24 protein-coding genes are annotated in these 25,965 nt (G+C 72.9%); 15 read left to right on the forward strand and 9 right to left on the reverse strand.

Going from position 1 to position 25,965, the window contains the following annotated elements; genetic code table 11:
* On the forward strand, positions 1–690 hold the full coding sequence (locus ACZYRU_RS00985; protein ID WP_488955205.1) for an SWIM zinc finger family protein: 690 nt from the start codon (positions 1–3) through the stop codon (positions 688–690).
* Here the strand turns inward: ACZYRU_RS00985 and ACZYRU_RS00990 are convergent.
* Positions 687–1,418 carry a PaaX family transcriptional regulator C-terminal domain-containing protein gene (locus ACZYRU_RS00990; RefSeq protein ID WP_488955206.1) on the reverse strand — a complete coding sequence of 244 codons (732 nt, stop codon included), beginning with the start codon at positions 1,416–1,418 and terminating at the stop codon, positions 687–689. The genes ACZYRU_RS00985 and ACZYRU_RS00990 overlap by 4 nt on opposite strands.
* A gap of 63 nt (positions 1,419–1,481) precedes the next feature.
* On the opposite strand from ACZYRU_RS00990, the gene ACZYRU_RS00995 reads away from it, so the two are divergent.
* On the forward strand, positions 1,482–3,107 hold the full coding sequence (locus tag ACZYRU_RS00995; RefSeq protein WP_488955207.1) for an acyl-CoA dehydrogenase family protein: 1,626 nt from the start codon (positions 1,482–1,484) through the stop codon (positions 3,105–3,107).
* A 68-nt stretch (positions 3,108–3,175) separates the two neighbouring features.
* Here the strand turns inward: ACZYRU_RS00995 and ACZYRU_RS01000 are convergent, their stop codons facing one another.
* Positions 3,176–3,775 (reverse strand): SACE_7040 family transcriptional regulator, encoded by a 600-nt coding sequence (locus tag ACZYRU_RS01000; RefSeq protein WP_488955208.1) that lies wholly within the window; start codon positions 3,773–3,775, stop codon positions 3,176–3,178.
* Positions 3,776–3,874: 99 nt separating this feature from the next.
* Here ACZYRU_RS01000 and ACZYRU_RS01005 point away from each other — a divergent pair, with 99 nt between their 5' ends.
* The 6 genes from ACZYRU_RS01005 (at position 3,875) to ACZYRU_RS01030 (ending at position 11,987) form a co-directional block, all read left to right on the forward strand.
* Positions 3,875–5,026: a ScyD/ScyE family protein gene (locus ACZYRU_RS01005; RefSeq protein WP_488955209.1), complete on the forward strand. Its 1,152-nt coding sequence runs from the start codon at positions 3,875–3,877 to the stop codon at positions 5,024–5,026.
* Between the two features lie 46 nt (positions 5,027–5,072).
* Positions 5,073–6,623: a carboxyl transferase domain-containing protein gene (locus tag ACZYRU_RS01010; protein ID WP_488955210.1), complete on the forward strand. Its 1,551-nt coding sequence runs from the start codon at positions 5,073–5,075 to the stop codon at positions 6,621–6,623.
* A gap of 132 nt (positions 6,624–6,755) precedes the next feature.
* Complete coding sequence (locus ACZYRU_RS01015; protein ID WP_488955211.1) at positions 6,756–8,555, forward strand: ATP-binding protein; 1,800 nt, start codon at positions 6,756–6,758, stop codon at positions 8,553–8,555.
* Positions 8,552–9,493 carry a hydroxymethylglutaryl-CoA lyase gene (locus ACZYRU_RS01020; RefSeq protein WP_488955212.1) on the forward strand — a complete coding sequence of 314 codons (942 nt, stop codon included), beginning with the start codon at positions 8,552–8,554 and terminating at the stop codon, positions 9,491–9,493. The genes ACZYRU_RS01015 and ACZYRU_RS01020 overlap by 4 nt, the downstream gene beginning before the upstream one ends.
* A 95-nt stretch (positions 9,494–9,588) precedes the next feature.
* Positions 9,589–10,752, forward strand: a complete 1,164-nt coding sequence (locus ACZYRU_RS01025; protein ID WP_488955213.1) for a hypothetical protein — start codon at positions 9,589–9,591, stop codon at positions 10,750–10,752.
* Complete coding sequence (locus ACZYRU_RS01030) at positions 10,749–11,987, forward strand: hypothetical protein (RefSeq protein WP_488955214.1); 1,239 nt, start codon at positions 10,749–10,751, stop codon at positions 11,985–11,987. Before ACZYRU_RS01025 ends, ACZYRU_RS01030 begins: the two co-directional genes overlap by 4 nt.
* 94 nt (positions 11,988–12,081) lie before the next feature.
* Here ACZYRU_RS01030 and ACZYRU_RS01035 read toward each other — a convergent pair whose 3' ends face one another.
* Entirely contained in the window at positions 12,082–12,798 is a 717-nt protein-coding gene (locus ACZYRU_RS01035; RefSeq protein WP_488955215.1) for an EcsC family protein, read from the reverse strand.
* A 43-nt stretch (positions 12,799–12,841) separates the two neighbouring features.
* On the opposite strand from ACZYRU_RS01035, the gene aat reads away from it, so the two are divergent.
* From aat to ACZYRU_RS01050, 3 genes are all read left to right on the forward strand, one after another.
* Complete coding sequence (aat, locus tag ACZYRU_RS01040) at positions 12,842–13,582, forward strand: leucyl/phenylalanyl-tRNA--protein transferase (protein ID WP_488955216.1); 741 nt, start codon at positions 12,842–12,844, stop codon at positions 13,580–13,582.
* A gap of 165 nt (positions 13,583–13,747) precedes the next feature.
* Entirely contained in the window at positions 13,748–14,185 is a 438-nt protein-coding gene (locus ACZYRU_RS01045) for a hypothetical protein (protein WP_488955217.1), read from the forward strand.
* A gap of 24 nt (positions 14,186–14,209) precedes the next feature.
* Complete coding sequence (locus ACZYRU_RS01050; RefSeq protein WP_488955218.1) at positions 14,210–14,830, forward strand: hypothetical protein; 621 nt, start codon at positions 14,210–14,212, stop codon at positions 14,828–14,830.
* 72 nt (positions 14,831–14,902) lie between these two features.
* Here ACZYRU_RS01050 and ACZYRU_RS01055 read toward each other — a convergent pair whose 3' ends face one another.
* The 4 genes from ACZYRU_RS01055 to ACZYRU_RS01070 are packed head-to-tail and all read right to left on the reverse strand — an operon-like array spanning position 14,903 to position 19,212.
* Entirely contained in the window at positions 14,903–15,241 is a 339-nt protein-coding gene (locus tag ACZYRU_RS01055) for a rhodanese-like domain-containing protein (protein WP_488955219.1), read from the reverse strand.
* A 35-nt stretch (positions 15,242–15,276) separates the two neighbouring features.
* Positions 15,277–16,545, reverse strand: coding sequence for a DUF1501 domain-containing protein (locus ACZYRU_RS01060; protein ID WP_488955220.1), 1,269 nt, complete (start codon positions 16,543–16,545; stop codon positions 15,277–15,279).
* Between the two features lie 7 nt (positions 16,546–16,552).
* Entirely contained in the window at positions 16,553–18,307 is a 1,755-nt protein-coding gene (locus ACZYRU_RS01065) for a DUF1800 domain-containing protein (protein ID WP_488955221.1), read from the reverse strand.
* Between the two features lie 26 nt (positions 18,308–18,333).
* On the reverse strand, positions 18,334–19,212 hold the full coding sequence (locus ACZYRU_RS01070) for an Fpg/Nei family DNA glycosylase (RefSeq protein WP_488955222.1): 879 nt from the start codon (positions 19,210–19,212) through the stop codon (positions 18,334–18,336).
* A 159-nt stretch (positions 19,213–19,371) separates the two neighbouring features.
* Between ACZYRU_RS01070 and ACZYRU_RS01075 the strand changes: the two genes are divergently transcribed.
* From ACZYRU_RS01075 to ACZYRU_RS01090, 4 genes are all read left to right on the forward strand, one after another.
* Positions 19,372–20,592 carry a hypothetical protein gene (locus ACZYRU_RS01075; protein ID WP_488955223.1) on the forward strand — a complete coding sequence of 407 codons (1,221 nt, stop codon included), beginning with the start codon at positions 19,372–19,374 and terminating at the stop codon, positions 20,590–20,592.
* 68 nt (positions 20,593–20,660) lie between these two features.
* Positions 20,661–21,869, forward strand: coding sequence for an ATP-binding protein (locus tag ACZYRU_RS01080; protein ID WP_488955224.1), 1,209 nt, complete (start codon positions 20,661–20,663; stop codon positions 21,867–21,869).
* Between the two features lie 22 nt (positions 21,870–21,891).
* Positions 21,892–22,542, forward strand: a complete 651-nt coding sequence (locus tag ACZYRU_RS01085) for a hypothetical protein (RefSeq protein ID WP_488955225.1) — start codon at positions 21,892–21,894, stop codon at positions 22,540–22,542.
* A gap of 786 nt (positions 22,543–23,328) precedes the next feature.
* Entirely contained in the window at positions 23,329–24,966 is a 1,638-nt protein-coding gene (locus tag ACZYRU_RS01090) for an ABC-F family ATP-binding cassette domain-containing protein (RefSeq protein ID WP_488955226.1), read from the forward strand.
* Here ACZYRU_RS01090 and ACZYRU_RS01095 read toward each other — a convergent pair.
* Both ACZYRU_RS01095 and ACZYRU_RS01100 read right to left on the reverse strand, forming a co-directional pair.
* Positions 24,944–25,714 carry a putative protein N(5)-glutamine methyltransferase gene (locus ACZYRU_RS01095; RefSeq protein WP_488955227.1) on the reverse strand — a complete coding sequence of 257 codons (771 nt, stop codon included), beginning with the start codon at positions 25,712–25,714 and terminating at the stop codon, positions 24,944–24,946. The two genes, ACZYRU_RS01090 and ACZYRU_RS01095, sit on opposite strands and share 23 nt — an antisense overlap.
* Before the next feature lie 13 nt (positions 25,715–25,727).
* Positions 25,728–25,955 (reverse strand): PspC domain-containing protein, encoded by a 228-nt coding sequence (locus tag ACZYRU_RS01100; RefSeq protein ID WP_488955228.1) that lies wholly within the window; start codon positions 25,953–25,955, stop codon positions 25,728–25,730.
* Positions 25,956–25,965: the final 10 nt, after the last annotated feature.

Consider the following 25,965-nt stretch of genomic DNA (forward strand, 5'->3'; position numbering starts at 1 on the left):
ATGCGCACCACCTTCACCCGCCAGACCCAGCCGACGCGCGGCGTCCGCTCGTGGTGGGGCAAGGCCTGGCAGCGCGCGGTCGAGGAGGCGGCGTACTCCGAGGCAGAGCTGCGCCGGGGCCGCACCCACGCCCGCCGGGGCGACGTCGGCGCGATCAGCGTCGAGCCCGGCAGCCTGCTCGCCGCCTGCCGTGACGGCGACGATGCCTGGACCGTCCAGATCGCCCTCCCCGTGCTCGATCCCGCTGCCCGCATGGCCCTGGTCGAGGCGGTCGCGGCGGAGTCCGGCCGGATCGCCGAGCTGCTCGCCGGCAACCTCCCCCACGACCTGGTCGAGCACGCCGAGGAGGTCGGCGTCGAGCTGCTGCCGTACGGCGGCGAGCTCACCGCGACCTGCACCTGCACCCACTACCTCGACCCCTGCCCGCACGCCATCGCCGTGCTGATGCAGGTCGGCTGGCTGGTCGACACCGATCCGCTGGTGCTCTTCGCCGTCCGGGGCGTGGAGCGCGACACCCTGCTCGCCGACCTGCACGCCCGGACCACCCCGGCCTCCGACGCCGCCGGGCACCTGATGGTGTCCGCCGACCTGGCCGACGACGTCGAGCTCGTGGTCGATGCCGCCGTCCGTGCCCAGCGGCTGGTCGCGCTGTTCGAGGCGGGGGCCGAGCTGCCCGACGGGCTGGTCTAGGAGACCTGCTGGCGCGGGGTGAGCGCCAACTCGCGCAGCTCGTCCTGGTAAGCGGCGTACGCCGTCCGCATGGCCGTCGCCGGCCAGTCCGCCGGGAGCAGCGTGGCGGGTAGCAGCGGGTCGGCCGCCAGCTGCCGCACGAGGTGCGCCGCGACCGCCAGCCGGGTGGCCGGCTCCCGGGTCGCCTCCAGCTGCGCGAGCAGGGCACGTCCCCGGGCCGCCCATCCGCCGAGGTCCCACAGCTGCCGGACGAGAACGACCGGGTCCTCGTCGGGCGTCGCGGTGAAGGTGCTCAGCACCAGCTCGGCGGCGTACCCGCGCCCGCGGCGCAGGTTGGCCGGCCGGGTCCACACACCCTCGCGCAGCTCCGCCATCCGGTACGACGCCAGCCGGTCCCGCAGCGCCGCGCGCTCGGTCCCGGTGCGGCCGGCGACCACCACGACCGCCATCTCCCAGCTGCCGTCCCACGCGGTCTCGGCGTCGAGGACCGCCTCGTCCTGCCGGCGCTGACGGGCGGCGAGCCGCTCGCCGAGGAGGTAGTCGCTGTCGGCGCGCCGCAGGTCACCTGCCGCGACCGCCCGGGTCAGCGCGACGCGGGCGGTGGCCGCCGGCACTCCGAAGTGCTCGCCCGCCCGCACCAGCTCCGCGGCGGACATCCGGTCCGGGTGGGACCCGAGCAGCAGGCTCAGCATCACCGAGCGCGCCGAGAGTGGGGCGACGTCGGGCATGGGCACAGTCTCACATCGTTACAGTTCTGGACACAACTGTCTGCGCAATCGTAATATCTGGACATGGCTACGCACGAGGTCGTCAACCAGGTCCCGCCGCTCGTCGACCACGACACCTCCGCCGACCCGGCGCTGCTCGAGGGCATCGAGCGTGAGGGCGCGGGCTGGGCGCTGCCCGAGATCCAGGCCGTCGGCCGCCTGGCCGGGACTCCCGAGGCCATGGACCTCGGTCGCCTCGCCGAGCGGGTCCCGCCACGGCTGCACACCCACGACCGCTACGGCCGCCGCGTCGACGAGGTCGAGTACGTGCCGGCGTACCACCGGCTGACGGAGACCGCCGTCAGCCACGGCATCCACGCCGCCCCCTGGGCCGACGACCGCCCCGGCGCCCACGTCGCCCGTGCGGCCAAGTTCTACGCCTGGAACGTCGACGCCGGTCACGGCTGCCCCATCTCGATGACGTACGCCGTCGTCCCGGCCCTGCGCGCCAACCCGGACCTCGCCGCGCGCTTCGAGCCGCTGCTCACCAACCGCGAGTACGACTTCGGCCTGCGCGACCCCGAGACCAAGCGCGGCCTGATCGCCGGCATGTCGATGACCGAGAAGCAGGGCGGCTCCGACGTCCGTGCCAACACCACGACGGCCACCCCGCAGCCCGACGGCACATACCGGGTCGTCGGCCACAAGTGGTTCACCTCGGCGCCGATGTCCGACCTGTTCCTGACCCTCGCCCAGGCTCCGGGCGGCCTGTCCTGCTTCCTGCTCCCGCGGGTGCTGCCGGGCGGCGACGCCAACCCGATCCGGTTCCTGCGGCTCAAGGACAAGCTGGGCAACAAGTCCAACGCGTCGTCCGAGATCGAGTACGACAACGCCGTCGGCTGGCTGGTCGGCGAGGAGGGCAAGGGCGTCAAGACCATCGTCGAGATGGTCAACATGACCCGCCTCGACTGCGTGATCGGCTCGGCCTCCGGGATGCGGACCGCGCTGCTGTACGCCGCCCACCACGCCCGCCACCGCGCCGCCTTCGGCAAGCTGCTGATCGACCAGCCGCTGATGCGGAACGTGCTCGCCGACCTCGCGGTCGAGTCCGAGGCTGCCACGACCGCGATGATGCGGCTCGCCGGCGCCAACGACCGCGCGATCCATGGCGACGCCGGCGAGGCCGCGCTGCGTCGCCTCGCCCTCGCCGCGACCAAGTACTACGTCTGCAAGCGCGGCCCGGTCCTCGCCAACGAGGCGCTCGAGTGCCTCGGCGGCAACGGCTACATCGAGGACTTCGACATGGCGCGGATCTACCGCGAGCTGCCGCTGCTCTCGATCTGGGAGGGTTCCGGCAACGTCGCCGCCCTCGACGCGCTGCGCGCGATCGGCCGCGAGCCCGAGTCCCTCGACGCCTTCTTCGCCGAGGCCGAGCTCGCCGTCGGCACCGACCAGCGCTACGACGACGCGGTGACCTCGCTCAAGAAGGAGCTCACGCAGTTCGACGACATCGAGCTGCGCGCCCGCCGCCTGGTCGAGCAGATCGCCGTCGTGTTCCAGGCCGGCCTGCTCATCCGCCACGCCCCGACCGCCGTCGCCGATGCCTTCTGTGCCAGCCGCCTGGCCCGCGACTGGGGCAGCGCCTTCGGCACCCTGCCCGCCGGCCTCGACCTGGCCCCGATCCTGGAGCGGACCGAGCCGGGCTTCTAGCCTCCTGTTCCGTGCGGCGGATTCATCACGGTATGTAGGCGAGTGATCGGTTCTGTACCGGAATTCCGCTACAGAAGCGGCGATTCGCCTACATACCGTGATGAATCCGCGACCCCGAGCGCACCCAGCGCCATCGACGCGAGCAGGTCGCGCAGGGCGGCATCGGGGATCGCGTGGCCGGCGCGGGGGGTGGAGTTGAGCAGCCCGAACGCGGCCTGGGCGGCGGCATGGGCGCGGGGCTTGTCGAGGTCAGGGCGCAGGGCGCGCAGCTGGTCGGCCCACAGGTCGACGTACCTGCGCTGGAGCCGGCGTACCTGCTCGCGGGCGTCCACGGGCAGCGACTCCCAGTCGCGGTCCTGGACGATGATCAGCGGCCGGTGGCCGAGGGCGAACTCGACGTGCCAGTCGACCAGGCCGCGCAGGGCGGCCGACGGGTCGCCGGCGCCGGCCGCGACTCGCTCACGGCCCACCTCGAGCAGCCGCTCGCTGATCGAGGTCAGCATCTCGGCGAGCACCGCCTGCTTGGACGCGAAGTGCTTGTAGAGCGCGGGACCGGAGATGCCGCACGCGGCGCCGAGGTCCGCGACCGAGACGCCGTGGAAGCCCCGGGCGGCGAACAGGTCGGCGGCGGTGGCCAGGATCTGCTCGCGGCGGGTCGGCTCGGTCACCCCCGAAGGCTACCCAGATTGGGTCATGACGCTGTCGTGGCGCCGCTGCTAGGCAGGGTGACGGTGCGGTGCGCGCGCCATCGACCCGAGGAGCAGACCATGGGCAAGGCAGCGATCAGGATCGGTACGGCGGTGGCGGCGCTCGCGCTCGCGGCGACCGGAGCCCCGGCGGTGGCAGGGCAGCAGGACGGCGGCCGGGCCGCGCCGAAGACCGTCGCCTCCCTCATGGGTCCCCGCGGCGTCGACGCGCTCGGTCACGGCCGAACGCTCGTCACGGAGACCGGCGGCAACTTCAGCCTGGTCGTGGAGCGCAGGCACAAGGCGGCGCGCGTGGTCCCGCTCGGCAACCTCCCTACGGACTTCCCGCCGGCGATCTCGAAGGGCCCGCACGGCACGATCTACCTGCTGACCGGCGCGTCCGGCCCGCCGCCGGAGCAGCGCCCGTCGGTCCTGCGTGGCGCCTCGGCGCCCGCGCCCGGGACCACGCTGTTCAAGTGGAAGCGCGGCTGGCCCGCGCCGAAGGTCGTCGCCGACATCAGCGCGTACCAGAAGACCGACCCGGACCCGTGGGACCAGGAGGGCTTCCCGGCCGACAGCAACCCGTTCGGCGTCGTCGCGCTGGACGACGGCACGGTGCTCGTCTCCGACGCGGCCGGCAACGACCTGCTCCGCGTGTGGCCGAAGACCGGGAAGATCAGGACGGTCGCCCGGCTGATGCCGCGCACCGTGCTGGTCCCGGCCGGGCTGCCAGAGGTACCCCCGGAGATGGGCGGACCGCTCCCGCCCGCCGGCACCCCGATCGTCTCCGAGGCCGTCGCCACGTCGGTGACCGTCGGGGCCGACGGCTACTGGTACGTCGGCGAGCTGCGCGGCTTCCCGGCGACCCCGGGCACCTCGCAGGTGTGGCGGATCAAGCCGGGCACGAAGAACGCGACCTGCGACCCGGAGCACCCGCGCAAGGGTGCTTGCAAGAGGTACGCCGACGGCTTCACCTCGATCACCGACCTGGCCGCCGGCCCGAAGGGCATCTACGTCCTGGAGCTGTCGAAGAAGAGCTGGTTCGCCTTCGAGATGGGTCTGCCTGGCGCCCAGGAGGGCGGCCTGTTCCTCATCCGTCCGCGCGGCACCGCGCCGCGGGTGCGTGAGCTGGCTGCCGGCCAGCTGACGAACCCGGGTGGGGTCGACGTCAGCGACCACGTCTACGTCGTCGGCCCGCTGTTCGGCCCCGGAGCCCTGCTCCGCCTCCGCTGAGGTCAGGGGGATTGCGGGACAGGTTAATGATCATTAACCTGTCCCTGTGTCCGAGACTTCCGAGCCCACCCTCCGGGACCTGGCCGTCGACCTGCGCGAGCGCCTCGCGCGCGTGCGCCAGGGCGGCAGCGAGGCCGCCCGCACCAAGCACACCGACCGCGGCAAGCTCCTTGCCCGCGACCGGGTCGACGGCCTGCTCGACCCGGGCAGCCCGTTCCTGGAGCTGGCGCCGCTGGCGGCGTACGGCATGTACGGCAAGCCGGGCAGCACCGACGACTACGCCGTCCCCGCGGCCGGTGTGGTCGCCGGCATCGGCCGGGTCGAGGGCCGCAACGTCATGGTCGTCGCCAACGACGCGACCGTGAAGGGCGGCACGTACTACCCGATGACGGTCAAGAAGCACCTCCGGGCGCAGGCCGTCGCCGCCGAGAACGACCTGCCCTGCGTCTACCTCGTCGACTCCGGCGGCGCCTTCTTGCCGATGCAGGACGAGGTGTTCCCCGACAAGGAGCACTTCGGCCGGATCTTCTTCAACCAGGCCACCATGTCGGCCCGCGGGATCCCGCAGCTCGCCGCCGTGATGGGGTCGTGCACCGCCGGTGGCGCCTACGTCCCGGCGATGTCCGACGAGACCGTCATCGTGAAGAACCAGGGCACGATCTTCCTCGGCGGCCCGCCGCTGGTGAAGGCCGCGACCGGTGAGGTCGTCAGCGCCGAGGACCTCGGCGGCGGAGACGTGCACGCCCGCAAGTCCGGCGTCGTCGACCACCTCGCCGACGACGACGCCCACGCGCTGCGCATCCTGCGCGGCATCGTCGACACCCTCCCCACCCCCGCCGCCGCCGAGCGGACCGAGGTCGAGGACCCCCACGAGCCGCCGGAGAGCATCTACGACGTCGTGCCGGTCAGCACCCGCACGCCGTACGACGTGCGCGAGGTGATCCGACGCCTCGTCGACGGCAGCCGGCTCCAGGAGTTCAAGCAGCTGTACGGCGAGACGCTCGTCTGCGGCTTCGCCCGGATCCACGGCCACCCGGTCGGCATCGTCGCCAACAACGGCATCCTCTTCTCCGAGTCCGCGCTCAAGGGCGCGCACTTCGTCGAGCTGTGCAACCAGCGCGGCATCCCGCTGCTGTTCCTGCAGAACATCTCCGGCTTCATGGTCGGCCGCGAGTACGAGAACCGCGGCATCGCCCGTGACGGCGCGAAGCTGGTCACCGCCGTCGCCTGCTCGGTCGTGCCCAAGCTGACCGTCGTGATCGGCGGCTCCTTCGGCGCCGGCAACTACGGCATGTGCGGCCGGGCCTACGACCCGCGCTTCCTGTGGATGTGGCCCAACTCCCGGATCTCCGTGATGGGTGGCGACCAGGCGGCCGGCGTGCTCGCCACCGTCGCCGGCCGCGAGGACGACGAGGAGTTCAAGCAGCCGATCAGGGACCAGTACGAGACCCAGGGCTCGCCCTACTACGCGTCCGCTCGGCTGTGGGACGACGGCGTCATCGACCCCGCCGACACCCGTCGGGTGCTCGGCATGGCGCTCGACGTCGTCTCCGCGGTACCGACGCCCGCCCCCAACTACGGCATCTTCCGGATGTGATCAAGCGAGCAGCGGCATGCGAGGAACGAGCATGGCGCGTTGCGAGACGAGGTTGAGCAAGCCCAGCGACCGAGGGACGAGGTCGCGACGGGCGCGTCGAAACCCACCAGCCGAACCCAAGGGAGTCACCCGATGATCACCACCCTCCTCGTCGCCAACCGGGGCGAGATCGCCCGCCGGGTGTTCCGCACCTGCCGCGACCTCGGCATCCGCACCGTCGCGGTGCACACCGACCTCGACGCCGACGCGCTGCACGTGCGTGACGCCGACGTCGCGCTGCGCGTCCCCAGCTACCTCGATGCCGACGCCGTCCTCGCCGCCGCGAAGGAGGCCGGCGCCGACGCGATCCACCCCGGCTACGGCTTCCTGTCCGAGAACGCATCCTTCGCCGCCGCAGTCACCCACGCGGGCATCGCCTGGGTCGGGCCCAGCCCGAAGGTCATCGAGCAGATGGGCCGCAAGGACGCGGCCCGCGACCTGGCCGTCGCCGCCGGCGTACCGGTCGTCCCCTCCTACGCGATCGACGAGGACCCCGCGACCTTCGCCTACCCGGTGCTGGTCAAGGCCGCCGCCGGCGGCGGCGGCAAGGGCATGCGCGTGGTCCGTGCGGCCGGCGACTTCGACGCCGCCGTCGCGGCCGCGAAGCGCGAGGCCGCCAGCGCGTTCGGCGACGACACGATCATCGTCGAGAAGTACGTCGAACGCGGCCGCCACATCGAGGTGCAGGTGCTCGGCGACAGCCACGGCACCGTCGTCCACCTCGGCACCCGTGAGTGCTCGGTGCAGCGCCGCCACCAGAAGGTGCTCGAGGAAGCCCCCGCCCCCGCGCTCGACGACGAGCTGCGCGACCGCATCCACGCCTCCGCCGTCGACCTCTCCGCCTCGGTGGGCTACGAGAACGCCGGCACCATCGAGTACCTCCTCGACGCCAGCAGCGGCGACTTCTACTTCCTGGAGATGAACACCCGCCTGCAGGTCGAGCACCCGGTCACCGAGCTGCATGCGGGAATCGACCTCGTCGCCTGCCAGATCGCCGTCGCATCGGGGGACCCGCTGCCGTTCGACCAGTCGGGCCTGCGGTTCCACGACCACGCCATCGAGGCCCGGATCTACGCCGAGGACGCGTTCGGCGGCTTCCTGCCGCAGGCCGGTACGGCGACCGTCGTGTCCTGGCCCGAGGCCGCGCGCGTGGATCACGCGCTCGAGTCCGGCCAGGTCGTGAGCACGTCGTACGACCCGATGCTCGGCAAGGTGATCGTCGCCGGTCGCGACCGCGAGGCCGCCCGGCGTGCGCTGGTCGCCGCGCTCGACGACACCGCGATCCTCGGCCTCACCACCAACACCGGCTTCCTGCGGGTGCTGGCGGCGGGCGACGAGTTCGCCGTCCCCGGCGGCATCGACACTGCGTGGCTCGACCGCCACGAGGTCCCTGCTCCCGACCGGGGGGCGGCCCGGGCGGTCGCGGCCCGGCTCTGGCTGGACGCCAACAGTGCGGCGAGCGGTCCGTTCGCCGGTGACGGCTTCCGGATGGGCGCCCCGGCGGCGGCCCCGGTCGTCGAGCTCGACGAGCCGGCCATCCCGGTCGCCCGCGTCCCCGCCGGCACGGTCGCCCGGGTCAGCCGCCACCACGTCGAGCTCGCCCACCAGGGCCAGCGCTACGTCTTCCACCGCCCCGACGCCAGCACCGACCACGGGGCGGCCGCCGGCGACGGCACCGTCCTCGCGCCGATGCCCGGCACCGTCCTCGACGTGAAGGTCGCGGTCGGCGACACGGTCGCCGAGGGCGACGTGCTCGGTGTCGTCGAGGCGATGAAGATGGAGCTGGCGCTCAAGGCGCCGTACGCCGGCACGGTCACCGCTGTCGGTGCGAGCACCGGCCAGCAGGTGGCCCTGGGTGCGGAGCTGTTCGTCGTCGAGGGGAGCGGGTCATGAGCACGTTGCCGATGGTGGTCCCCGAGCCGGGCCTGCCCGCGAAGGTCACGATCTACGAGGTCGGGCCGCGCGACGGCCTGCAGAACGAGAAGTCCGTCGTACCCACCGACGTCAAGGCCGCCTTCGTGAAGCGGCTGATCGACGCCGGGCTGCCGATCGTCGAGGCCACCAGCTTCGTGCACCCCGACTGGGTCCCGCAGCTCGCCGACGCCGCCGACCTGATGACCGGCCTCACCGCCGACCTCGGTGACGTCGCCCGCCAGCTGCCGGTCCTGGTGCCCAACCAGCGCGGCCTCGACCGGGCCGTCGAGCTCGGCCTGCGCCACGTCGCGGTCTTCGCCTCGGCGACCGAGACCTTCGCCGACAAGAACCTCAACCGCAGCCTCGAGTCGCAGTTCGAGATGTTCGAGCCCACCATCAAGGCCGCCCTGGTCGCCGGCATGGACGTCCGCGGCTACGTCTCGATGTGCTTCGGCGACCCGTGGGAGGGGGCGGTCCCGATCGAGCAGGTCGTGGCCGTCGGCACGCGGCTGCTCGACCTCGGCGTCGGCCAGCTCAGCCTCGGCGACACCATCGGCGTCGCCACCGCCGGCCACGTGAAGGCGCTGATCGCTGCCTTCGCCGACGCCGGCGTCGCCTGCGAGCGGCTCGCACTGCACTTCCACGACACCTACGGCCAGGCCCTCACCAACGTCCATGCGGGACTCCAGTCCGGCGTCACGACGTACGACGCCTCGGCGGGCGGCCTCGGCGGCTGCCCCTACGCGAAGAGCGCCACCGGCAACCTCGCGACCGAGGACCTGGTCTGGTTCCTGACCGGGCTCGGCATCGAGCACGGTGTCGACCTGGCCGCGGTCGTCGGCGCCAGCGTGTGGATGGCGCAGCAGCTCGGGCGTCCCAGTCCCTCGGCGGTCGTCCGGGCCCTGAGGGGCGCCTGACCGGACGAGGCCTGCTGCGCGGCGCTCGCGACGGCCCCGCCCGGTCAGGCGCCCCTCGGTTCCGCCGATTCCTGGCGCCCCCTTAACGTTGGGCCATGAGTGGTCGACGACGCGCCTGGGGGTGGGTGGCCGCGTTGCGGAGCGGCGCGACGACGCCGTGGCTCGACTGGCCGGCCGACGGCTCCGGTGAGGGCGAGACCCTCGGCGCCGAGCTTCCCGGCGCCCAGCAGCTCGCGCTGCTGCGCCGCCTCAACGCTCACGCCGCCGCGGCCGGTCGCACCGTCCCGACGACCACCGCCGAGCGGGTGCTCGCCGCCGGCGTCTCCGGACGCGGCCGCAGCGAGCTCGAGCTGGTGGGTGTCGACGACGCTCCCGACCAGTTCGGACCGCGCCCGGTCGACCCGGACGCGCTGACCGACGACGAGCTGCTCCGGGTCGCCAGCGCGCTGATCGCCGACGACATCGCGGCCGTCTCCGCCGTGCCCCCGGCGGAGAAGACGTTCGTCGACAAGGTCCGTGCCGTACGACGCCCGTGGGTGCGCTCGTTCGTCGTCGTCGGGATGCCCTGGCGCGCCGACGCCGTCCGCGCCGAGCTGACCGCGCAGGGGCACCGTCCGGGCGGGCGCCGGCCGACGGCGTACCTCCTCGCCGACGACCTCGAGACCGTCCTCGTCCAGGCCTGGGCCGCCCGCAGCTTCGACCAGGGAGGTGCCTCCTGGCGCGGCTTCGTACGCGCCAACGCCGGCGCCGGGCACCTGCCGCCGCGCGCCGACCTGGCGCGGATGGCGCGGTCTGCTGCCTACAAGTACGGCGCCGAGCGGGTCCGCGTCGTCCTCGACGACCGGCTGCTCGCCGACGAGCTCGGGGTGACCCGGCTCGGAGGCCCGCCGCGCCTCGGCGCGCACGCCGTCGACCTGGTCCGCCGGGTCGGTGAACCGCTGGGCCTGCTGGTGGCCTCCGAGGACCGCCCGCGGCTGCTCCGCGAGACCCTGGGCGAGCGTCTCGACGGGCTCGGCGGCCCGTCGCCGACGCTCCCGCCGCGGTGGGACGGCTGGCTCAGCACGCAGGCCGAACGCACCCGCCACGACCTCGCCGCTGCTCGCTACCCTGTGCTCGGCGACCTCGACCGGCTGCTGCCCCGCCCCCTCGGTTCTGGGCCGGTGGCGCCGGTCGACGCCGAGGTGCTGGCCCTCGCGCTGGGGCTGCTCCTCGATCCCGTGACGGCGACAGCCAGGACCAGAGCCAAGGAGGAAGCGTGAGTCGGCGAGTCCTGCTCCACGTCGGGACGCCCAAGACCGGGACGTCGTACCTCCAGGACGTCCTCTACAAGAACCGGTCGAAGCTCCTCAAGCAGGACGTGCTCTACCCGGCCGAGCGCTTCGACGAGCACTTCCTCGCCGCGCTCGACCTGATGCGGCTGCGCTGGGGCGGGCTCGAGGCCCAGGCCGTCGGCGCGTGGGACCGGCTCGCCGAGCAGGTCCGGGCCCATGACGGCACCGCGATCATCAGCCACGAGATCCTCGCCTCCGCCTCGCGCAGCCAGGTCGCCCGCGCCCTCGCCTCGCTCGGCCACCGGCCGGGCGGCGACACGAGCGACGGTGGCACCGAGGTGCACCTGATCCTCTCCGTGCGCGACCTGGTTCGGCAGATCCCGGCCGAGTGGCAGGAGAACGTCAAGCACCGCGCCCGCTTCGGCTACGGCCGCTTCCTCGAGCTGATCCAGGACCCCGAGCGCGCCCACCGGGTCGGTGCCTGGTTCTGGGGCGTCCAGGAGATCCCCGACATCCTCGACCGCTGGGGCGCGGACATCCCGCCGGAGCGGATCCACCTGGTCACCGTGCCGCCGTCCGGCGGCTCGCCCGACCTGCTGTGGGACCGGTTCAGCACGACCTTCGGCCTCGACGGGCTCGACCTCAAGCTCACCACCCGGCGCGCGAACCCGAGCCTCGGCGTCCCCGAGTCGGCGCTGATCCGCCGGATCAACCGCACCGCCGCGCGCGACCTGCCGCCGCAGCACTACCGGCCGCTGGTCCGTGAGCTGCTCGCGCACCGCACCCTCTCCAAGCGCACCAAGTCCGCCCGCCTCGGCCTGCCGCCGGACCAGTACCCCTGGGTGCACGACCTCACCGAGAGCTGGATCGCCGAGCTGTCTCGCCGTGGGTACGACGTCACCGGCGACCTCGAGGACCTGCGCGGCGCCCCCGTCCCGGCCGGCAAGTGGGTCGACCCCGACCACCCGCCGGAGCGTCAGGTCGCCGCTGCCGCGGTCGACGCGATCAAGGCACTGCTGCTCGACAACGCCGAGGCGCACGCCGAGAACGAGCGGCTGCGCCGCAAGCTCGAGGCCGCCCGCCGCGAGCTGGTCCGCGCCCGGACGCCCCGGCTGATGCGGTCGATGGAGTGGACCGTGCAGAAGCTGGAGCGCAGCGGCAAGGGCCGCCAGGCACTGGACGTCTACCGCAAGGCGCGCAACCGGGCGCCGCAGGAGCCCTGAGCTCGTCGAGTAGCCGCGAGCGCTAGCGAGAGGCGTATCGAGACGCCTCGCCGACGTCTCGATACATCTTCGCTCGTGCCTCACGACAGATCGCCTAGCGGCTCGGGCTGCTCGACGAGCTCGGCCGCAGCGGCCGGAGCTCGCGGCCGGCGTACCGGCCGATCCGGTAGGTGCTCCACCCGTCGGCCACCGCACCGACCGCACCGCCGACCAGCGGCACCTTCTTGCCGACCGTCGTGGCGAGCCGCTTGCCGATCACCCGGCCGATCAGCTCGCCGGCCAGCACCGTCGAGACCGTCCGGTCCAGGGTGGGATCGTGCTGCGGCGCGGTCGCGATGGCCATCGGCGGCGCGGGCAGCTGCTGCCGCTTGACCATCGCCTGAACCGTGTCCTCACCGAGGATGCAGACCAGGATCGCGTTGCGCACCCGCGGGTCGTCGAGGTCGTAGCCGCGCAGGTGGGCGATCCCCGCCACCATCCGGCACTGGATGAGCGCGAGCCCGGTGATGCTCGCCGGCGCCATGATCGCGGCCGTGACCAGGCCGCCGAGGTTGGTGGCGAGGCCCTCCACGCTGGCGTAGGCCACGTGGTTCTCGATCAGCTCCCGCACGGCCTTGTCGACGTTGCCGCGCTGCTCGTCCAGCTGCACCTGCGCCGCCTCCGCCGCCGGCGGCAGCGGCCCGACGCCCACCAGAGCGCGGTGCAACGCCTCGCGCACGAAGGACTGCGTCAGCCCCGGCGCCAGCCGGGTGACCTTCGGGGCGAGCTGCTGCGCGGTCCGCAGCGCCAGGCCCTTCTTGAGCGAAGCCATGTCCCGAGCCTAGAGGGGCAGCCCGAGCGCTTACGCTCGGCTCGTGCCCGTCGAGCCCGAGCCCAGCCCCTGGGTCTTCCCGACCCGTGCGGAGCTGGCGGCGCTGCCGGTGCTCGACGACCCGGGCGAGTACGACGACGAGGACGAGGACGACGGCACCCACGACGGCAGCGACCTGGTCGCGGTCGGCGCCGACCTGGCGCCGGGCACCCTGCTGGCGGCGTACCGCAGCGGGCTGTTCCCGATGCCCGAGGGCCGGGCGGTCGGGTGGTGGAGCCCGGCGTACCGCGGGGTCCTGCAGCTCCACGAGCTGAAGGTGTCCCGCTCGCTGCGGCGCTCTGCCCGCGACTTCGAGATCCGCGTGGACACCGCCTTCGACGAGGTGGTCGCCGCGTGCGCCGACCCGCGCCGGCCGCACGGCTGGATCGATGCCCGGATCGCCCGTGCGTACGGCGACCTGCATCGCCTCGGGTGGGCGCACTCGGTCGAGACCTGGCGAGACGGGCGCCTCGTCGGGGGCCTGTACGGCGTCGCGATCGGCGGGCTGTTCGCCGGGGAGTCGATGTTCCACCACGTCACGGATGCCTCGAAGGTCGCGCTGATCGGGCTGGTCGAGGGCCTGCGGGCGGACGCCGACGGTGCGGCCGGCAACCGGCTGGTCGACGTGCAGTGGGCCACCCGGCACCTCGCGAGCCTGGGCGTGCGTGAGGTCCCGCGGGCGTCGTACGTCGTGGCGCTGGAGGGGTTGCTCGCGGTCCCGCCGGCCGCGCTCTGGGACCGCTGACGGCGTTGTTGCACCACGCCGGTCACGGGGTCGCAACCTGTTGTTCGCCCTACCTGTGAATAGTCTGAGGCCGGTGGGGGCAGGGTGACCGCGTGGTTGCCCGTGCGGCCGCGCTCCCGTCGGGGGCGTGGCGAGTGCTCCGCTCCCTGACGGAAAGGAATCGACATGACCCCGATCAAGCGCCCGCTGGCTGCCGCCGGCGCTGCCGTGCTGCTGGGCCTCAGCCTCACCGCCTGCGGCGGCAGCAGCTACCCGACCGACGCGTCGGTGAAGGACTTCTGCGGCGGTTTCGAGGACATCTTCAAGGTCATCACCACGATCAAGGGCGAGGAGCCCACCGAGAGTGAGTGGAAGAAGGTCCAGAAGGCGTACGGCGACCTCGGCGACATCGGTACGCCGAAGAAGATCTCCGACGCCGAGCGCAACGGCTTCGAGGTCATGGTCGACACCGTGACCGGTCTCGACTACGCCGAGGCGAAGAAGTCCTTCGGCTCCAAGGACGGCGACGACTCGATCCCTGGCGTGTCCAAGGACGACGAGAAGGACGTCACCACGTTCACCGAGTACGCGCAGAAGACCTGCGCCGACCAGTTCGGCGGCTGACGCCGCCACCACGAAAGGAAACACATGACGCTCATGAAGCGCCCGCTGGCCTCCGCCGGTGCCGTCGTCCTGCTCGCCCTCTCGCTCACCGCCTGCGGTGGCGGCGCGCCGTCCGACGCGTCGGTCAAGGAGTTCTGCAGCATCTCCGCACAGACCGCTGACGAGGAGTTCCTGAAGGCCTTCGAGAAGAAGGACTACGACAAGATCGCCGACCTGTTCCAGCAGCAGGCCGAGGAGGCCGAGAAGATCGGCACCCCGAAGGGCATCCCGGACGACGCCCGCGAGGGCTTCGAGATCCAGGTCGACGCGCTCAAGGACATCGACGGCGACACCGTCAAGAAGGCCTTCGAGTCCAAGGACCCGAGCAAGTTCGAGGACGAGCTGATCTCCAAGGACGACCAGAAGAAGGTCGAGGCGTTCACGAAGTACGAGGACGAGAAGTGCTCCGGCTCGACCGGCTCCGACTCGGGTGAGCCGACGGACCTGCCGACGGACCTCCCGACGGACCTGCCGACGGACCTGCCGTCCGGCATCCCGACGGATCTCCCGACCTCGCCGGAGGACCTCGAGAGCCTGCTCTCCGACCTCCCGTCGAACCTGCCGACGGACCTCGAGAGCCTGCTCTCGGACCTGCCCACGCAGTGACGCACTGAGTGTCGTACGACGACGGCCCCGCTGACCGACAGGTCAGCGGGGCCGTCTCGTTCGGTGAGGACCTCAGACGACGTACGGCGGCTGGTCGCCGTCGGCGGTCATCGCCCGCCCGGCGCGCTCCCAGCCGAGCATGCCGTCGACGAGGTTGACGACGTCGTACCCCTGCTGGGCGAGGTAGGCCACCGCACGGGCCGAGCGGCCGCCGCCCTTGCAGACCACGAGCGTCTGCGGCGCCTCGAGCTCCACGAACTCGCCCAGCCGGGCGGGCAGCTCCATGAGCGGGATGTGGAGCGCGCCGTCGATGTGGCCGGCGGCCCACTCGTCGTCCTCGCGGACGTCGAGCACCACCAGGCCCTCGGGGAGCGGGTCGGGCACGCCGTCGATCTCGATCTGAGGGATCATGGCTCAACTCTAGGAGGCGTCCTCGGACGCGGTTCTCAGGGCGCCCGCACGACGCCGACGCTCTCCGGCTGGAAGCCGGGGAACACCTGGGCTGACGACGCGCCCAGACGACCGACGACCACCTCGGACAGCACGCTGCGGTAGTCGGTGGTGACCAGCAGGTCGCCGTCGACGTCGTTGACCAGGCCCGGCCACCGGCCGTGGTAGCCGCCCGTGACGCCTGCGCCGAGCAGGAACATCACGTTCCCGTAGCCGTGGTCGAGGCCGTAGTTCGCGTTCTCCTTCGTACGGCGCCCGAACTCCGAGAGGGTCACGACGGTCACCTTCGACGCGAGCGGTCCGAGATCGGTGAGGAAGGCGGCGAGCGCGGCGGCGAGCTCCTTGGTCATCCGCTGCATCTGGCCCCAGTCCAGGGTGCCGAGGTCGACGTGGTGGTCCCAGCTGCCGGTGTCGATGGTGATCACCTCCGCCCCGACGTCGCCACGGATGGTGCGCGCGGCCGAGGCCAGGCTCTCGCCGAGGTCGCCGTCGGGATAGACCGCGCCGTTGGCGGGCGTCGCCGGGGACGTGCGGACCGGCGCGAAGTCGGCGATCGCCTTCATCGCCGACCGGGCGCCCACCCCGAGCGGGCCCCCGGCGTCCGCCCACATCGTCGTCATCGACTGCGGCCGCCGGCCCTGCGGGTCCCAGCGGTCCGCGCCGGCGAGCACCATCGACTCGACCCGGTCGACGGCCACCGCGGGCTCGGGCCCCAGCAGCGAGGCGGGCAGCACGGAGTCGCCGAACTGGACGGCTTGCAGCGGGTCCGTGTCGGTGTCGCGGCCGATCAGCCGGTTCAGCCAACCGATCCGCGCGGCCGACCCCGGGTCGGCGTCCTCGACGGCCTCGATCGCCGCGAAGTGCGAGCGGTTCGGCGCAGGGAGCCCGGTCGCGTGGACGGCGGCCATCGAGCCGGCGTTCCACCACGGCACCAGGGGAGCGAGGTCGGGGTGCAGGCCGAAGAAGGCGTCCTTGGCGAGCAGCCTGCTCGACGGTACGGCGATCCGCGGGCGCGCCGCGTAGTACACCGGGTCGGCGTGCGGCACCACCAGGCTCATCCCGTCGACGGCACCGCGCATCGACAGCACGACGAGCACCGCAGGGGCGCTCGCTGTGGCGGCGTACGACGTCGACATGAACGCTCCGCCGATCGCGGTGGTGGTCGTCACCGCCGCCGTCGTGGCGGCGAGACCGCGGAACAGGCCGCGCCGGGTCAGCCCACCGTCGAGGGCGGCGAACTCGTCGCACGAGCAGGAGGACGTCATCGGCACCTCACCGGGTCATGTGCAGGGGTGAGTCGAGCAGGACGGTGACCAGGCGCGGCATCTCCCAGGCCACGATCCGGTGCTGCGGCGTGATCACGTCGGTCGGGGCGCAACCGGCCGCCTCGCACGCCGCCTGCAGCATGGTCGGTGCGACCGGCTGGCCGAGCATCGTGCGGCACAGGTGGTCGACGAGCTCGTCGAACCGGATGCTCGCGACGGGGTTGGTCGGCGTCTCCGGCTCGTCGGGCGGCTCGGGCACGACCGGGTCCGGTGGTGGCGGGCTCGGCGGGGGAGCGGGGTGCTTCTTCTTCTTTTTCTTCTTCTTTTTCTTCTTGTCCTTCTTCGGGCGCCCGACGACCAGCGGCTCGTTCGCCGCGCCGGGGGTCGCGGGGGGCGCCGTGGGCAGCCAGTCGATCGGCTCGCGGTAGCGGGCACCCTCCTCGGGCCACCAGCCGCCGCTCATCGTGTAGTGGACGTCCAGCGAGGCCAGGAAGCGTGACGTCGACGACCAGGCCTGCGCCGTGTCGGGCCGCCCGTCGGGTCGCGGCCAGTTGAACGGCTTCGCCCCGATCCGCTGGGCCTGCCAGATCATCGTGTTGGCCGCCGACTCGTCGGCGAGGTCGGTCGGTCCACCGGTCAACTCCACCCCGAGCGCGCGGTATGTCGCCACCACGTCCTCGGGTGGCGTGCGCACCTTGGCGTCGGCGGCCGCGCGGTACTCGGCGGAGGCGACCAGGGCCAGCAGCACGGACGTGATGTCGGTGTCGTGGTCGACGTACACCGCGGCCAGCTCGTCGACCAGCGCGTCGGAGGGCGCGTCGGAGACGAACCGGACGGCCAGCTTGCGGGCGATCCGGCGCGCGGTCGCGGGGTGCCGGGCCAGGTAGCGCAGGTACGCCGACAGGGCGGCGCGCCCGTCGGGATCGCTGTTGGGGTGGCTGAACCCCATCACCTGCACCGGTCCGGTCCAGTGCGCATTCGGGTCGTAGGACGTGGCCCAGGTCGTCCAGATGCCCACCTTGAACCCGGTCAGCAGCCGCGCGGAGCTCTTGACGTCGCTCTCGCCGTACTGGCCGATGCCGACGGTGTGCAGCTCGAGCAGCTCCCGGCCGAGGTTCTCGTTGGGAGCGGACTTCGTCGAGTTCGCGTTGCCCAGGTAGACGCTCATCGCCGGGTGCGTGATCGCCGCCTCGAGCAGGTCGGAGAACCTGCCGAGCGCGTGCTTGCGGATCTCCTTGCCGTACGCCGTCCGGAACGGCCCGACCGCGCCCTGCGCCGGCACGTGCAGGTGGTGCTCCCACAGCTCGGCCATCGTCTCCAGCACCTGGCGCTGCGAGCCGAAGCGCCGGACCATCGCCCAGCTCTGGTAGTTGGCGTCGGCCCACCACAGCGACTCGACGTCGGTCCGGTCGCGCTGCCACACCGTCGCGTCGTCGGCGTTGATCGAGAACCACCAGCGGGAGGTCGTGTCGTACCACGTGTCGTCGTACGAACCGTCGAGCTGGCGGGCGAACCACGCCTCGAACCCGCCGGCCTCGGCGACCTGCACGCGCAGCGCGGGCGTGTAGCCCGCGGTGAACCGACGGATGCCGTGCCAGGTCGCCGCGTCGGGGATCGGGGTGGCGGGGTAGCCACGCACGTCGGGCGCGGCGAGGGCGACGCCGGGCCGGGCCAGCACCGCGCCCAGACCGGCGGCGGCGCCGGTCAGCACCGCGCGGCGGGCCGCGCGGGAAGGGGTCGGCGAAGGCGGCCTCAGGCCCATGGATCCAGGATCGGCCGTCGTGGGTGCTACTTGAGCAGCTTGCTCATCCGGCGGTCGGCGAGTGGCTTGCCGCCGGTCTGGCAGGTCGGGCAGTACTGCAGGCTCGAGTCGGCGAAGGACACCTCGCGGACGATGTCGCCGCACACCGGGCACGGCTTGCCGGTCTGGCCGTGCACAGCGAGGTTCGACTTCTTCTCGGCCTTGAGCTCGCTGGCCGCCAGTCCGCGGGAGCGCTCGACCGCGTCGCCGAGCGTGTCGCGGACGGCGGCGTACAGGGTCGCCAGCTCGTCCTCGGACAGGCTGTCAGCCGGCTTGAACGGCGACATCCGCGCCGCGTGCAGGATCTCGTCGGAGTAGGCGTTGCCGATCCCGGCGATGGTGCCCTGGTGGCGCAGCACGCCCTTGAGCTGCTTGCGCCCGGCGTCGGCGAGGATCCCGGCGAGCCGCTCGGGCGTGAAGTCGTCGGTCAACGGGTCCGGGCCGAGACTGGCGATGCCGGGTACGTCGAGCGGGTCGCGCACCAGGTAGAGGGCCAACGACTTCTTGGTGCCGGCCTCGGTGATGTCGAGGCCCGGCGTCAGGCCGTCGCGCTCGTCGAGCACGACCCGGACCGCCAGCGTCGACTTGGTGCTGGGGCGCGGCGGCAGCGCGGGGACCTCGTCCTTCCAGCGCACCCAGCCCGCCCGGGCCAGGTGGAGCACGAGGTGCAGGCCGCTGGCCTCGATGTCGAGGAACTTGCCGTGGCGGCGTACGTCGTCGACCAAGGTGCCCTCGATCGCCGACAGCGGCGGGTCGTAGGTCTTGAGGGCGCTGAACGCCGCGATGTGGACGCGGGTGATGGCGCGCCCCTCCAGCCGGCCCCGCAGGTCGAGGGCCAGGGCTTCCACCTCGGGCAGCTCGGGCACGCGCCCCAGCCTAGGACCTTCCTCCGACCTGGCCAGGGGATCCGGGACTTCGTCCTGTTTCCGGCCCGGTGCCGTCACCCCGCCGCGGGCCCGCGTGTTGTCCGGTCATCGGCGCCGCTCGGGAGCCCCTCCATTTCCCATTCCAGAAGGGCCCCTCCCATGCACAGCAGGCACCTCACCCTTGGAACGCTTGCCCTCGTGGCGGTCATCGGCGTCGGTTCCGGGCTGCTCCCGTCAGCGGCCGCGACGCCCGGTTCCCCGGCGCGCCCGGGCGACCAGCGGGGCTGCGGGCAGCCCGAGGTCCCGGCGCAGTGGGGGACCATCGAGCACCCGGCCGTGACCCGGACCGTGCCCGCGGTCACCGCCACGGCGTGGCGCTGGCAGCGGACGACGGGGACGATCGAGCGGGCGTACGCCCGGGAGACGGCCGCGGCCGTCGTCCTCGTGCACTGGACCCGCACCACCGATGTCGTCGAGCGTGAGCACGCCTGGACCGTCGTCGACCGGCCGGCGTCACCCGGCTCCCCGGAGCAGGGCCACACCGAGACCCGGGTCGTGACCCCTGCGGTGACGGTCGTCGAGTGGGAGTACGTGCAGCAGCAGAACGGCAACACCCGCTGGGAGCGCGAGGGCTGGAACGCCGGCGACAACGGAAAGGGCTGGTCCCCGACCGGCCGCACCCGCGACGTGGTCGTGAAGCCCGCCGTCACCGAGGACGTCTGGGTCGTCGACCGGCCCGCCGTCTCCGCCACGCCCGAGCAGTCCCACGTGGAGACCGCCTGGGTCGCCGACGGTACGACGCCGCCCGCCGGCTCGACCCCGACCGGCCGCACGCGGGTCGCCTCCTCGAGCACCGAGGAGCAGGACCTGCCGGTCGGCGAGCAGCCCACCGGCACCGGCTGGGTCGACGGCGCCACCTCCGAGATCTCGGCCGCCGAGGAGGAGCGGGTCTGGCTGCCCGACGGCACTGCGCCCGACGCCGGTTTCGCCGCCACCGGTGAGACCCGACCCGGTACGCCGGCCGTCGAGACCACCCCCGCCGCGACCGTGCTCCCGCCGGCCGGCACCGGCTGGACCCAGCTGCCCGGATCCGCCGCCGAGGTGGTCGTCGAGGCCGCGCACGACATCGTCGACCAGCCCGCCTGGGTGGAGGACTACATCGTGGTCCCGGGCCAGCCGGCCACCCCGGACTGCGTGCTGCCGATCGACGAGGGCGTCGACCCGGCGGTCGTCCTACCGGCTCAGCCGGAGGTGCCGACGGGGGTGCTCGCCGAGACCGAGGTGCAGCCGGTGATCACCTCGGTCACCGTGCCGGACGGTGCGGTCGCGCCCGCCACCGAGAGCGCGCCGTCCGGCGCGCTGCCGTCGACGGGAGCCTGATCAGCCCGACGATCCGACACGCTAGCCGAATCTAGGGAACCCGCTAGACACCTCGATAGCGTCGGATCATGGACCCGATCCGCAACCCGTACGCCCCCGGCGCCGGGCAGCGCCCGCCCGAGCTCGCCGGTCGCGACGAGCAGCTGACGGCCTTCGACGTCGTCCTCGAGCGGGTGGCGCGCGGTCGCCCGGAGCGCTCGCTCGTGCTCACGGGCCTGCGTGGGGTCGGCAAGACGGTCCTGCTCAACGCGCTGCGCTCGGCGGCGGTCCGCAAGGGCTGGGGGACCGGCAAGCTGGAGGCCCGGCCCGACCAGTCGCTGCGCCGGCCGCTGTCCTCGGCGCTGCACCAGGCGGTCCGCGAGCTCGGGCACCCGGAGCCGGCCGAGGCCGACCACGTGCTCGGCGTGATCCGGTCCTTCGCCCAGCGCGAGGCCGGCACCGACGCCAAGCTGCGCGACAAGTGGTCGCCCGGCATCGACGCTCCGGTGGTCCGTGGCCGGGCCGACTCCGGCGACGTCGAGATCGACCTCGTCGAGCTGCTCACCGACGTGGGCGGCCTCGCCGCCGACGTCGGCAAGGGCGTGGCGGTGTTCATCGACGAGATGCAGGACCTCGGCGCCGACGACGTCTCCGCGCTCTGCGCCGCCTGCCACGAGCTCAGCCAGAACGGCCTGCCCGTGATCGTGGTCGGCGCCGGACTGCCCCACCTGCCGGCCGTCCTGTCGGCGAGCAAGTCCTACTCCGAGCGACTGTTCTCCTACCAGCGCATCGACCGGCTCTCCCGCGACGCCGCCGACCGCGCCCTCGTCGCGCCCGCCGCCGAGGAGGACGCCGAGTTCACGCCCGAGGCCCTCGCCGCGATGTACGACGCCACACGCGGCTACCCGTACTTCATCCAGGCCTACGGCCGCTCCGTGTGGGACCTCGCCCCGCGCGCCCCGATCACCGCCGAGGACGTCGCCGTCGCGGGGCCCGAGGCCGAGACCGAGCTCGCCGTCGGCTTCTTCGGCTCCCGCTACGAGCGGGCCACCCCGGCCGAGCGCGACTACCTGCGCGCGATGGCCGACGCCGCGGTCGCCGCCGCCGACGACGGCGTCGAGGACCCGGTCGGCTCGGTCGCCACCGCCGACGTCGCGACGGTGCTCGGCAAGAAGCCGCAGTCGCTCTCGCCGGCGCGGGACTCGCTGCTCAAGAAGGGGCTGATCTACTCCGGCGAGCGGGGCCGGATCGCGTTCACGGTCCCGCACTTCGGTCGCTATCTGCGCACCCAGGCCTGAATTCGCACCTACGCTGTCGGCCATGACTCCCGCACCTCGGGACGCGCCGAGGCCGCCCTCCGTGATCGGCAGCTACCTGCCGCCCGTCCTGTTCCTGCTCCTGTGCGGGGTCGTCGGCCCGATCTTCCTGGTCATGGGCCTCGCCATCGGGGGCGAGGAGCCCGGCAGCGGTTGGCTGCTGCCGACGGGCATCGGCATCACGGTCCTCGACCTGGTCATCGGCGTCCTCGTCGGTCGCGGCCGCTACCGGTCCGCGAAGAAGCTGTACCGCTTGCGCAGCAAGGGCCGCCCCGCTCGCGCCCAGGTGCTCTCCTTCGACCCCACGAACGTCCGGATCAACGACCAGCCGCTGCTCAAGCTGCGTCTGCGGATCCACGGCGACGACGTCGTGCCCTTCGAGGTCGAGAGCCGCACCGTCGTCCCCGACTTCCGGATGCCGCTGCTCTACACCGGCGACCTCCCCGTCCTCGTCGACCCCGAGTCGAAGGAGTGGGAGCTCGACTGGGACTCCGCCGAGCCGATCACCCCCGTGCGCCCGAGCGCCGCTGTCCTGCCCCCTGAGGAGAAGACCCCCGCCGAGCGCCTCGCCGAGCTCGACGACCTGCTGAAGCGGGACCTCGTCAGCCGGGAGGAGTACGACGCCACCCGGGCCCGGATCCTCGACGGGATCTGAGGGCGTTCGCGAGACTCGGTGGCAGGTGCGACAGCCGGACCGTTCAGAGGTTGATGGTCGTCATCCGGCGAGAACTGGACGAGCCCGTCAGTACGGTGGGTTTCGAATCGAGCCTCGGCCGCCCGCCGTACTTCGCTTGATGCCACTGAACTCGAGGCGACCCAGGTCAGCACGAGGCCGAGTATCGCCAGCAAGGTGACCAGACCGGCGGCTTGCAGCGTTGAGTTCTTGCCGACCAAACCCTGCACGCCCAGCAGCGTGAGCAGGGCGATGTAGGCCATCGCGATGTCGAAAGCGAGCATCGCCCGGAATGGGTGGCGTCGGTTCCACTCGAACTGAGCGAGTCGACGGAGAACGTGCAACCAGGCATCGCGTCGCGTCTCCTCCGCCCACTCCGCCTCGCCCATGGCCGAAAGCTTCGACGCAACCCTGGTCTGGTCGTCCATCCTTGCGAGCGCCCTCGCCACCCTGTCGTCGTCTAACCAACGCGCGAACCGTGACCCCAGAGCGGCCACGGCGGCAATGATCGCGACCAGTGAGGCCAAGGATGGCAAGAGCTGAATCCAAGTGCCGTCCATCGCGGGACCCTAGGCCGAGGGGCCGACCCAATCGAACCTTGCTCGGACGAGGGACGCGGGTCGCAAATCGGTGGCGTCCGCGTCCACCCGCCCCGTAGGCTCGACTCATCATGCTGATCCTCGCCTGACCCGACTCGCGCCCGCGGCCGTCCCTGAGTCCCTCGACCAGTGCCCGGCGAGTCCGACCCCGTCATCGATCGGATCAGCCATGTCAGCGCCCACCACCGCCTCCCTCACCCCGCTCGTCGTCCGTGACCTCACGGTGGCGTTCGGTCGTCGTACCGTCCTCGACGGGATCGACCTGCTCGCCCAGCCCGGCCGCCGGATCGGCCTGATCGGGGAGAACGGGGCGGGCAAGTCGACGCTGTTGCGGGCCGTCACCGGCGACCTGCCCGACACAGCGCAGGTCACCGGCACCATCGAGCGTCCCGCCGACCTGGCGTTCCTCACGCAGGAGCCGCCGTTCGCGGACACGGACACGGTGGCCGACGTGCTGGCGACCGCCCTGCGGCCGCTGCGGGAGGCCGTTGCGAAGGTCGAGACCCTGGCCGACCGGCTCGACGATCCCGTCGTTGCGGAGGAGTACGCCGCCGCGCTCGACCTCGCCCTCGCCCACGACGCCTGGGACGCCGACCGGCGGGCGCTGCTGGCCGCCGAGCAGCTCGGCCTGGACCACCTGGCACAGGACCGGCGGGTCGGCAGCCTGTCCGGGGGTCAGCGCACCCGGCTCGCGCTGGCGACGCTGATGACCCGCCGACCGCAGTGCCTGCTGCTCGACGAGCCGACCAACCACCTCGACGACGAGGCGGTCGCGCTCCTGGTGGCGTTCCTGCGCGACCTGCCCGGCGTCGTGGTGCTCACCAGCCACGACCGGGTGCTGCTCGACGAGGTCTGCACGGACCTGGTCGACCTCGACCCGGTGGGGATGGGGACCGACGGCCGCGGTGGTCGGCGGTACGGCGGCGGCTGGACGGCGTACGCCGAGGCCCGGGCCGCCGCGCGACGACGGTGGGAGGAGACCTTCGCTGCCCAGCAGGAGGAGCTCGAGCGGCTGCGCGAGGCGGCGCGGATCGACAAGAGCGCGGTCGCGCCGGGCCGGGGGCCGCGTGACAACGACAAGTTCATCCACGCGTTCAAGGGTGCGAACGTCGACCGCGCGCTCGCCCGCCGCAAGCGCGACGCGGAGCGGCGGCTCGAGGAGGCCGAGCGCAGCCAGGTCCGCAGGCCGCCGGCACCGTTGCGGCTGTCGACCGGCCTGACCGCCTCGGCGCCGAGCGCAGGAAGGGCGGTCACCGTCCGCGACCTCACCGTCGAGGGCCGGCTGCGGCTGCCCGTCCTCGACCTCGACAGCGGCGGCCACCTGCTGGTGACCGGCGCCAACGGCACCGGCAAGTCGACCCTGCTGGGCGTCCTGTCCGGCCGGATCGCGCCGACGTCCGGTGTGGTCCAAGTCGGCGCCCAGCGGGTCGCCGAGCTCACCCAGGACCCGCTCTTCCCGGACCTGACGGCCACCGCGCAGGCGACCTACGAGCAGGCGGTCGGCCCGGAGCTCGCCGTACGACGGCCGCTGCGGAGCCTCGGCCTGCTCCACCCGCGCGAGCACGCCAAGCCGGTCGTGCTGCTGTCGGTCGGCCAGCGGCGCCGGCTCTCGCTGGCGATCGCGGTCGCGACCGAGCCGGACCTCCTGCTGCTCGACGAGCCGTCCAACCACCTCTCGCTCGCGCTCGTCACCGAGCTCGAGGAGGCGATCGGCGCCAGCCCGGGCGCCGTGGTCGTCGCCTCGCACGACCGCTGGCTGCGGCGGCGGTGGGACGGCGAGGAGCTCAGCCTGCCCGGCGTCCGCTGACCGCGGTCGTCTCGCGCTCCTCGTCGCGATGCGTGGCGGCGACGAGTCCGGCGTCGGCAAAGGCGGCCATGGCGGCCGGTGCCTGGTCCTCCGAGACCTCGGAGAACAGCACCCCGCCCGGCAGTAGCCAGGTCGGGGCGAGGGCGGCCACCCTGCGGAGCAGGTCCAGCCCGTCGTCGCCACCGTCGACGGTGCCGCGCGGCTCGTGGTCGCGCGACTCGGGCGGCATCAGTGCCACCGCGGCGCTCGGCACGTAGGGGACGTTGGCGACGACCACGGCCGCAGTGCCCTGCAACGACGGGGACAGCGCCGCGGCCAGGTCGCCGACGACGGCGGATCCCCCGACCGGGGCGAGGTTGCGGGCCGCGCAGGCGACGGCCACGGGGTCGATGTCGGACGCGTGCACGCTGATTCCGGAGACCCGGCGGGCGAGCGCGAGCCCGAGGGCCCCGCTGCCGCAGCACAGGTCGAGCACGGTGTCGCCGGCGCCGAGCAGCGGCGCCGCCAGTTCGACGAGGTACGCCGTGCGCTGGCGTGGGACGAACACGCCCGGCTCCACCACGACGCGGCCGCCGTCGAAGGCGACCCAGCCGACGACGTGCTCGAGTGGCTCGCCGGCGACGCGGCGGGCGACCATCTGCTCGAGCTGCGCGGGCGAGGTCGCCGAGGACGTCAGCACCTCCGCCTCCTCCTCGGCGAACACGCAGCCCGCGGCGCGGAGCCGGGAGACGAGGTCGGCGGAGGTCACGAGGGTCAGGGTGTCAGCCGCGCGGCATCAGCCACCAGCCGGCGAGGTAGACCAGCAGCGCCGCACCGCCGGTGAAGACCGTCACGGCGACCATCAGCAGCCGGACGACGGTGACGTCGACGTTGAGGTGCGCGGCGAGGCCGGAGCAGACGCCGGCGATCATCTTGTCGTGCTCGCGGCGGGTCAGCCGGCGGGGCGCGACGGGGTTCTGGGGGCTGGAGTAGCTGTCGTAGTTGCTCATGCCTCTACCG

It is taken from the genome of Nocardioides sp. F233 (genome assembly GCF_057813895.1).

Coding starts and splice junctions, on each gene's coding strand:
- ACZYRU_RS00985 (WP_488955205.1), top strand. CDS start 1: ATGCGCACCACCTTCACCCGCCAGACCCAGCCGACGCGCGGCGTCCGC.
- ACZYRU_RS00990 (WP_488955206.1), bottom strand. CDS start 1,418: ATGCCCGACGTCGCCCCACTCTCGGCGCGCTCGGTGATGCTGAGCCTG.
- ACZYRU_RS00995 (WP_488955207.1), top strand. CDS start 1,482: ATGGCTACGCACGAGGTCGTCAACCAGGTCCCGCCGCTCGTCGACCAC.
- ACZYRU_RS01005 (WP_488955209.1), top strand. CDS start 3,875: ATGGGCAAGGCAGCGATCAGGATCGGTACGGCGGTGGCGGCGCTCGCG.
- ACZYRU_RS01015 (WP_488955211.1), top strand. CDS start 6,756: ATGATCACCACCCTCCTCGTCGCCAACCGGGGCGAGATCGCCCGCCGG.
- ACZYRU_RS01020 (WP_488955212.1), top strand. CDS start 8,552: ATGAGCACGTTGCCGATGGTGGTCCCCGAGCCGGGCCTGCCCGCGAAG.
- ACZYRU_RS01025 (WP_488955213.1), top strand. CDS start 9,589: ATGAGTGGTCGACGACGCGCCTGGGGGTGGGTGGCCGCGTTGCGGAGC.
- ACZYRU_RS01035 (WP_488955215.1), bottom strand. CDS start 12,798: ATGGCTTCGCTCAAGAAGGGCCTGGCGCTGCGGACCGCGCAGCAGCTC.
- ACZYRU_RS01045 (WP_488955217.1), top strand. CDS start 13,748: ATGACCCCGATCAAGCGCCCGCTGGCTGCCGCCGGCGCTGCCGTGCTG.
- ACZYRU_RS01050 (WP_488955218.1), top strand. CDS start 14,210: ATGACGCTCATGAAGCGCCCGCTGGCCTCCGCCGGTGCCGTCGTCCTG.
- ACZYRU_RS01055 (WP_488955219.1), bottom strand. CDS start 15,241: ATGATCCCTCAGATCGAGATCGACGGCGTGCCCGACCCGCTCCCCGAG.
- ACZYRU_RS01060 (WP_488955220.1), bottom strand. CDS start 16,545: ATGACGTCCTCCTGCTCGTGCGACGAGTTCGCCGCCCTCGACGGTGGG.
- ACZYRU_RS01065 (WP_488955221.1), bottom strand. CDS start 18,307: ATGGGCCTGAGGCCGCCTTCGCCGACCCCTTCCCGCGCGGCCCGCCGC.
- ACZYRU_RS01075 (WP_488955223.1), top strand. CDS start 19,372: ATGCACAGCAGGCACCTCACCCTTGGAACGCTTGCCCTCGTGGCGGTC.
- ACZYRU_RS01080 (WP_488955224.1), top strand. CDS start 20,661: ATGGACCCGATCCGCAACCCGTACGCCCCCGGCGCCGGGCAGCGCCCG.
- ACZYRU_RS01085 (WP_488955225.1), top strand. CDS start 21,892: ATGACTCCCGCACCTCGGGACGCGCCGAGGCCGCCCTCCGTGATCGGC.
- ACZYRU_RS01090 (WP_488955226.1), top strand. CDS start 23,329: ATGTCAGCGCCCACCACCGCCTCCCTCACCCCGCTCGTCGTCCGTGAC.
- ACZYRU_RS01100 (WP_488955228.1), bottom strand. CDS start 25,955: ATGAGCAACTACGACAGCTACTCCAGCCCCCAGAACCCCGTCGCGCCC.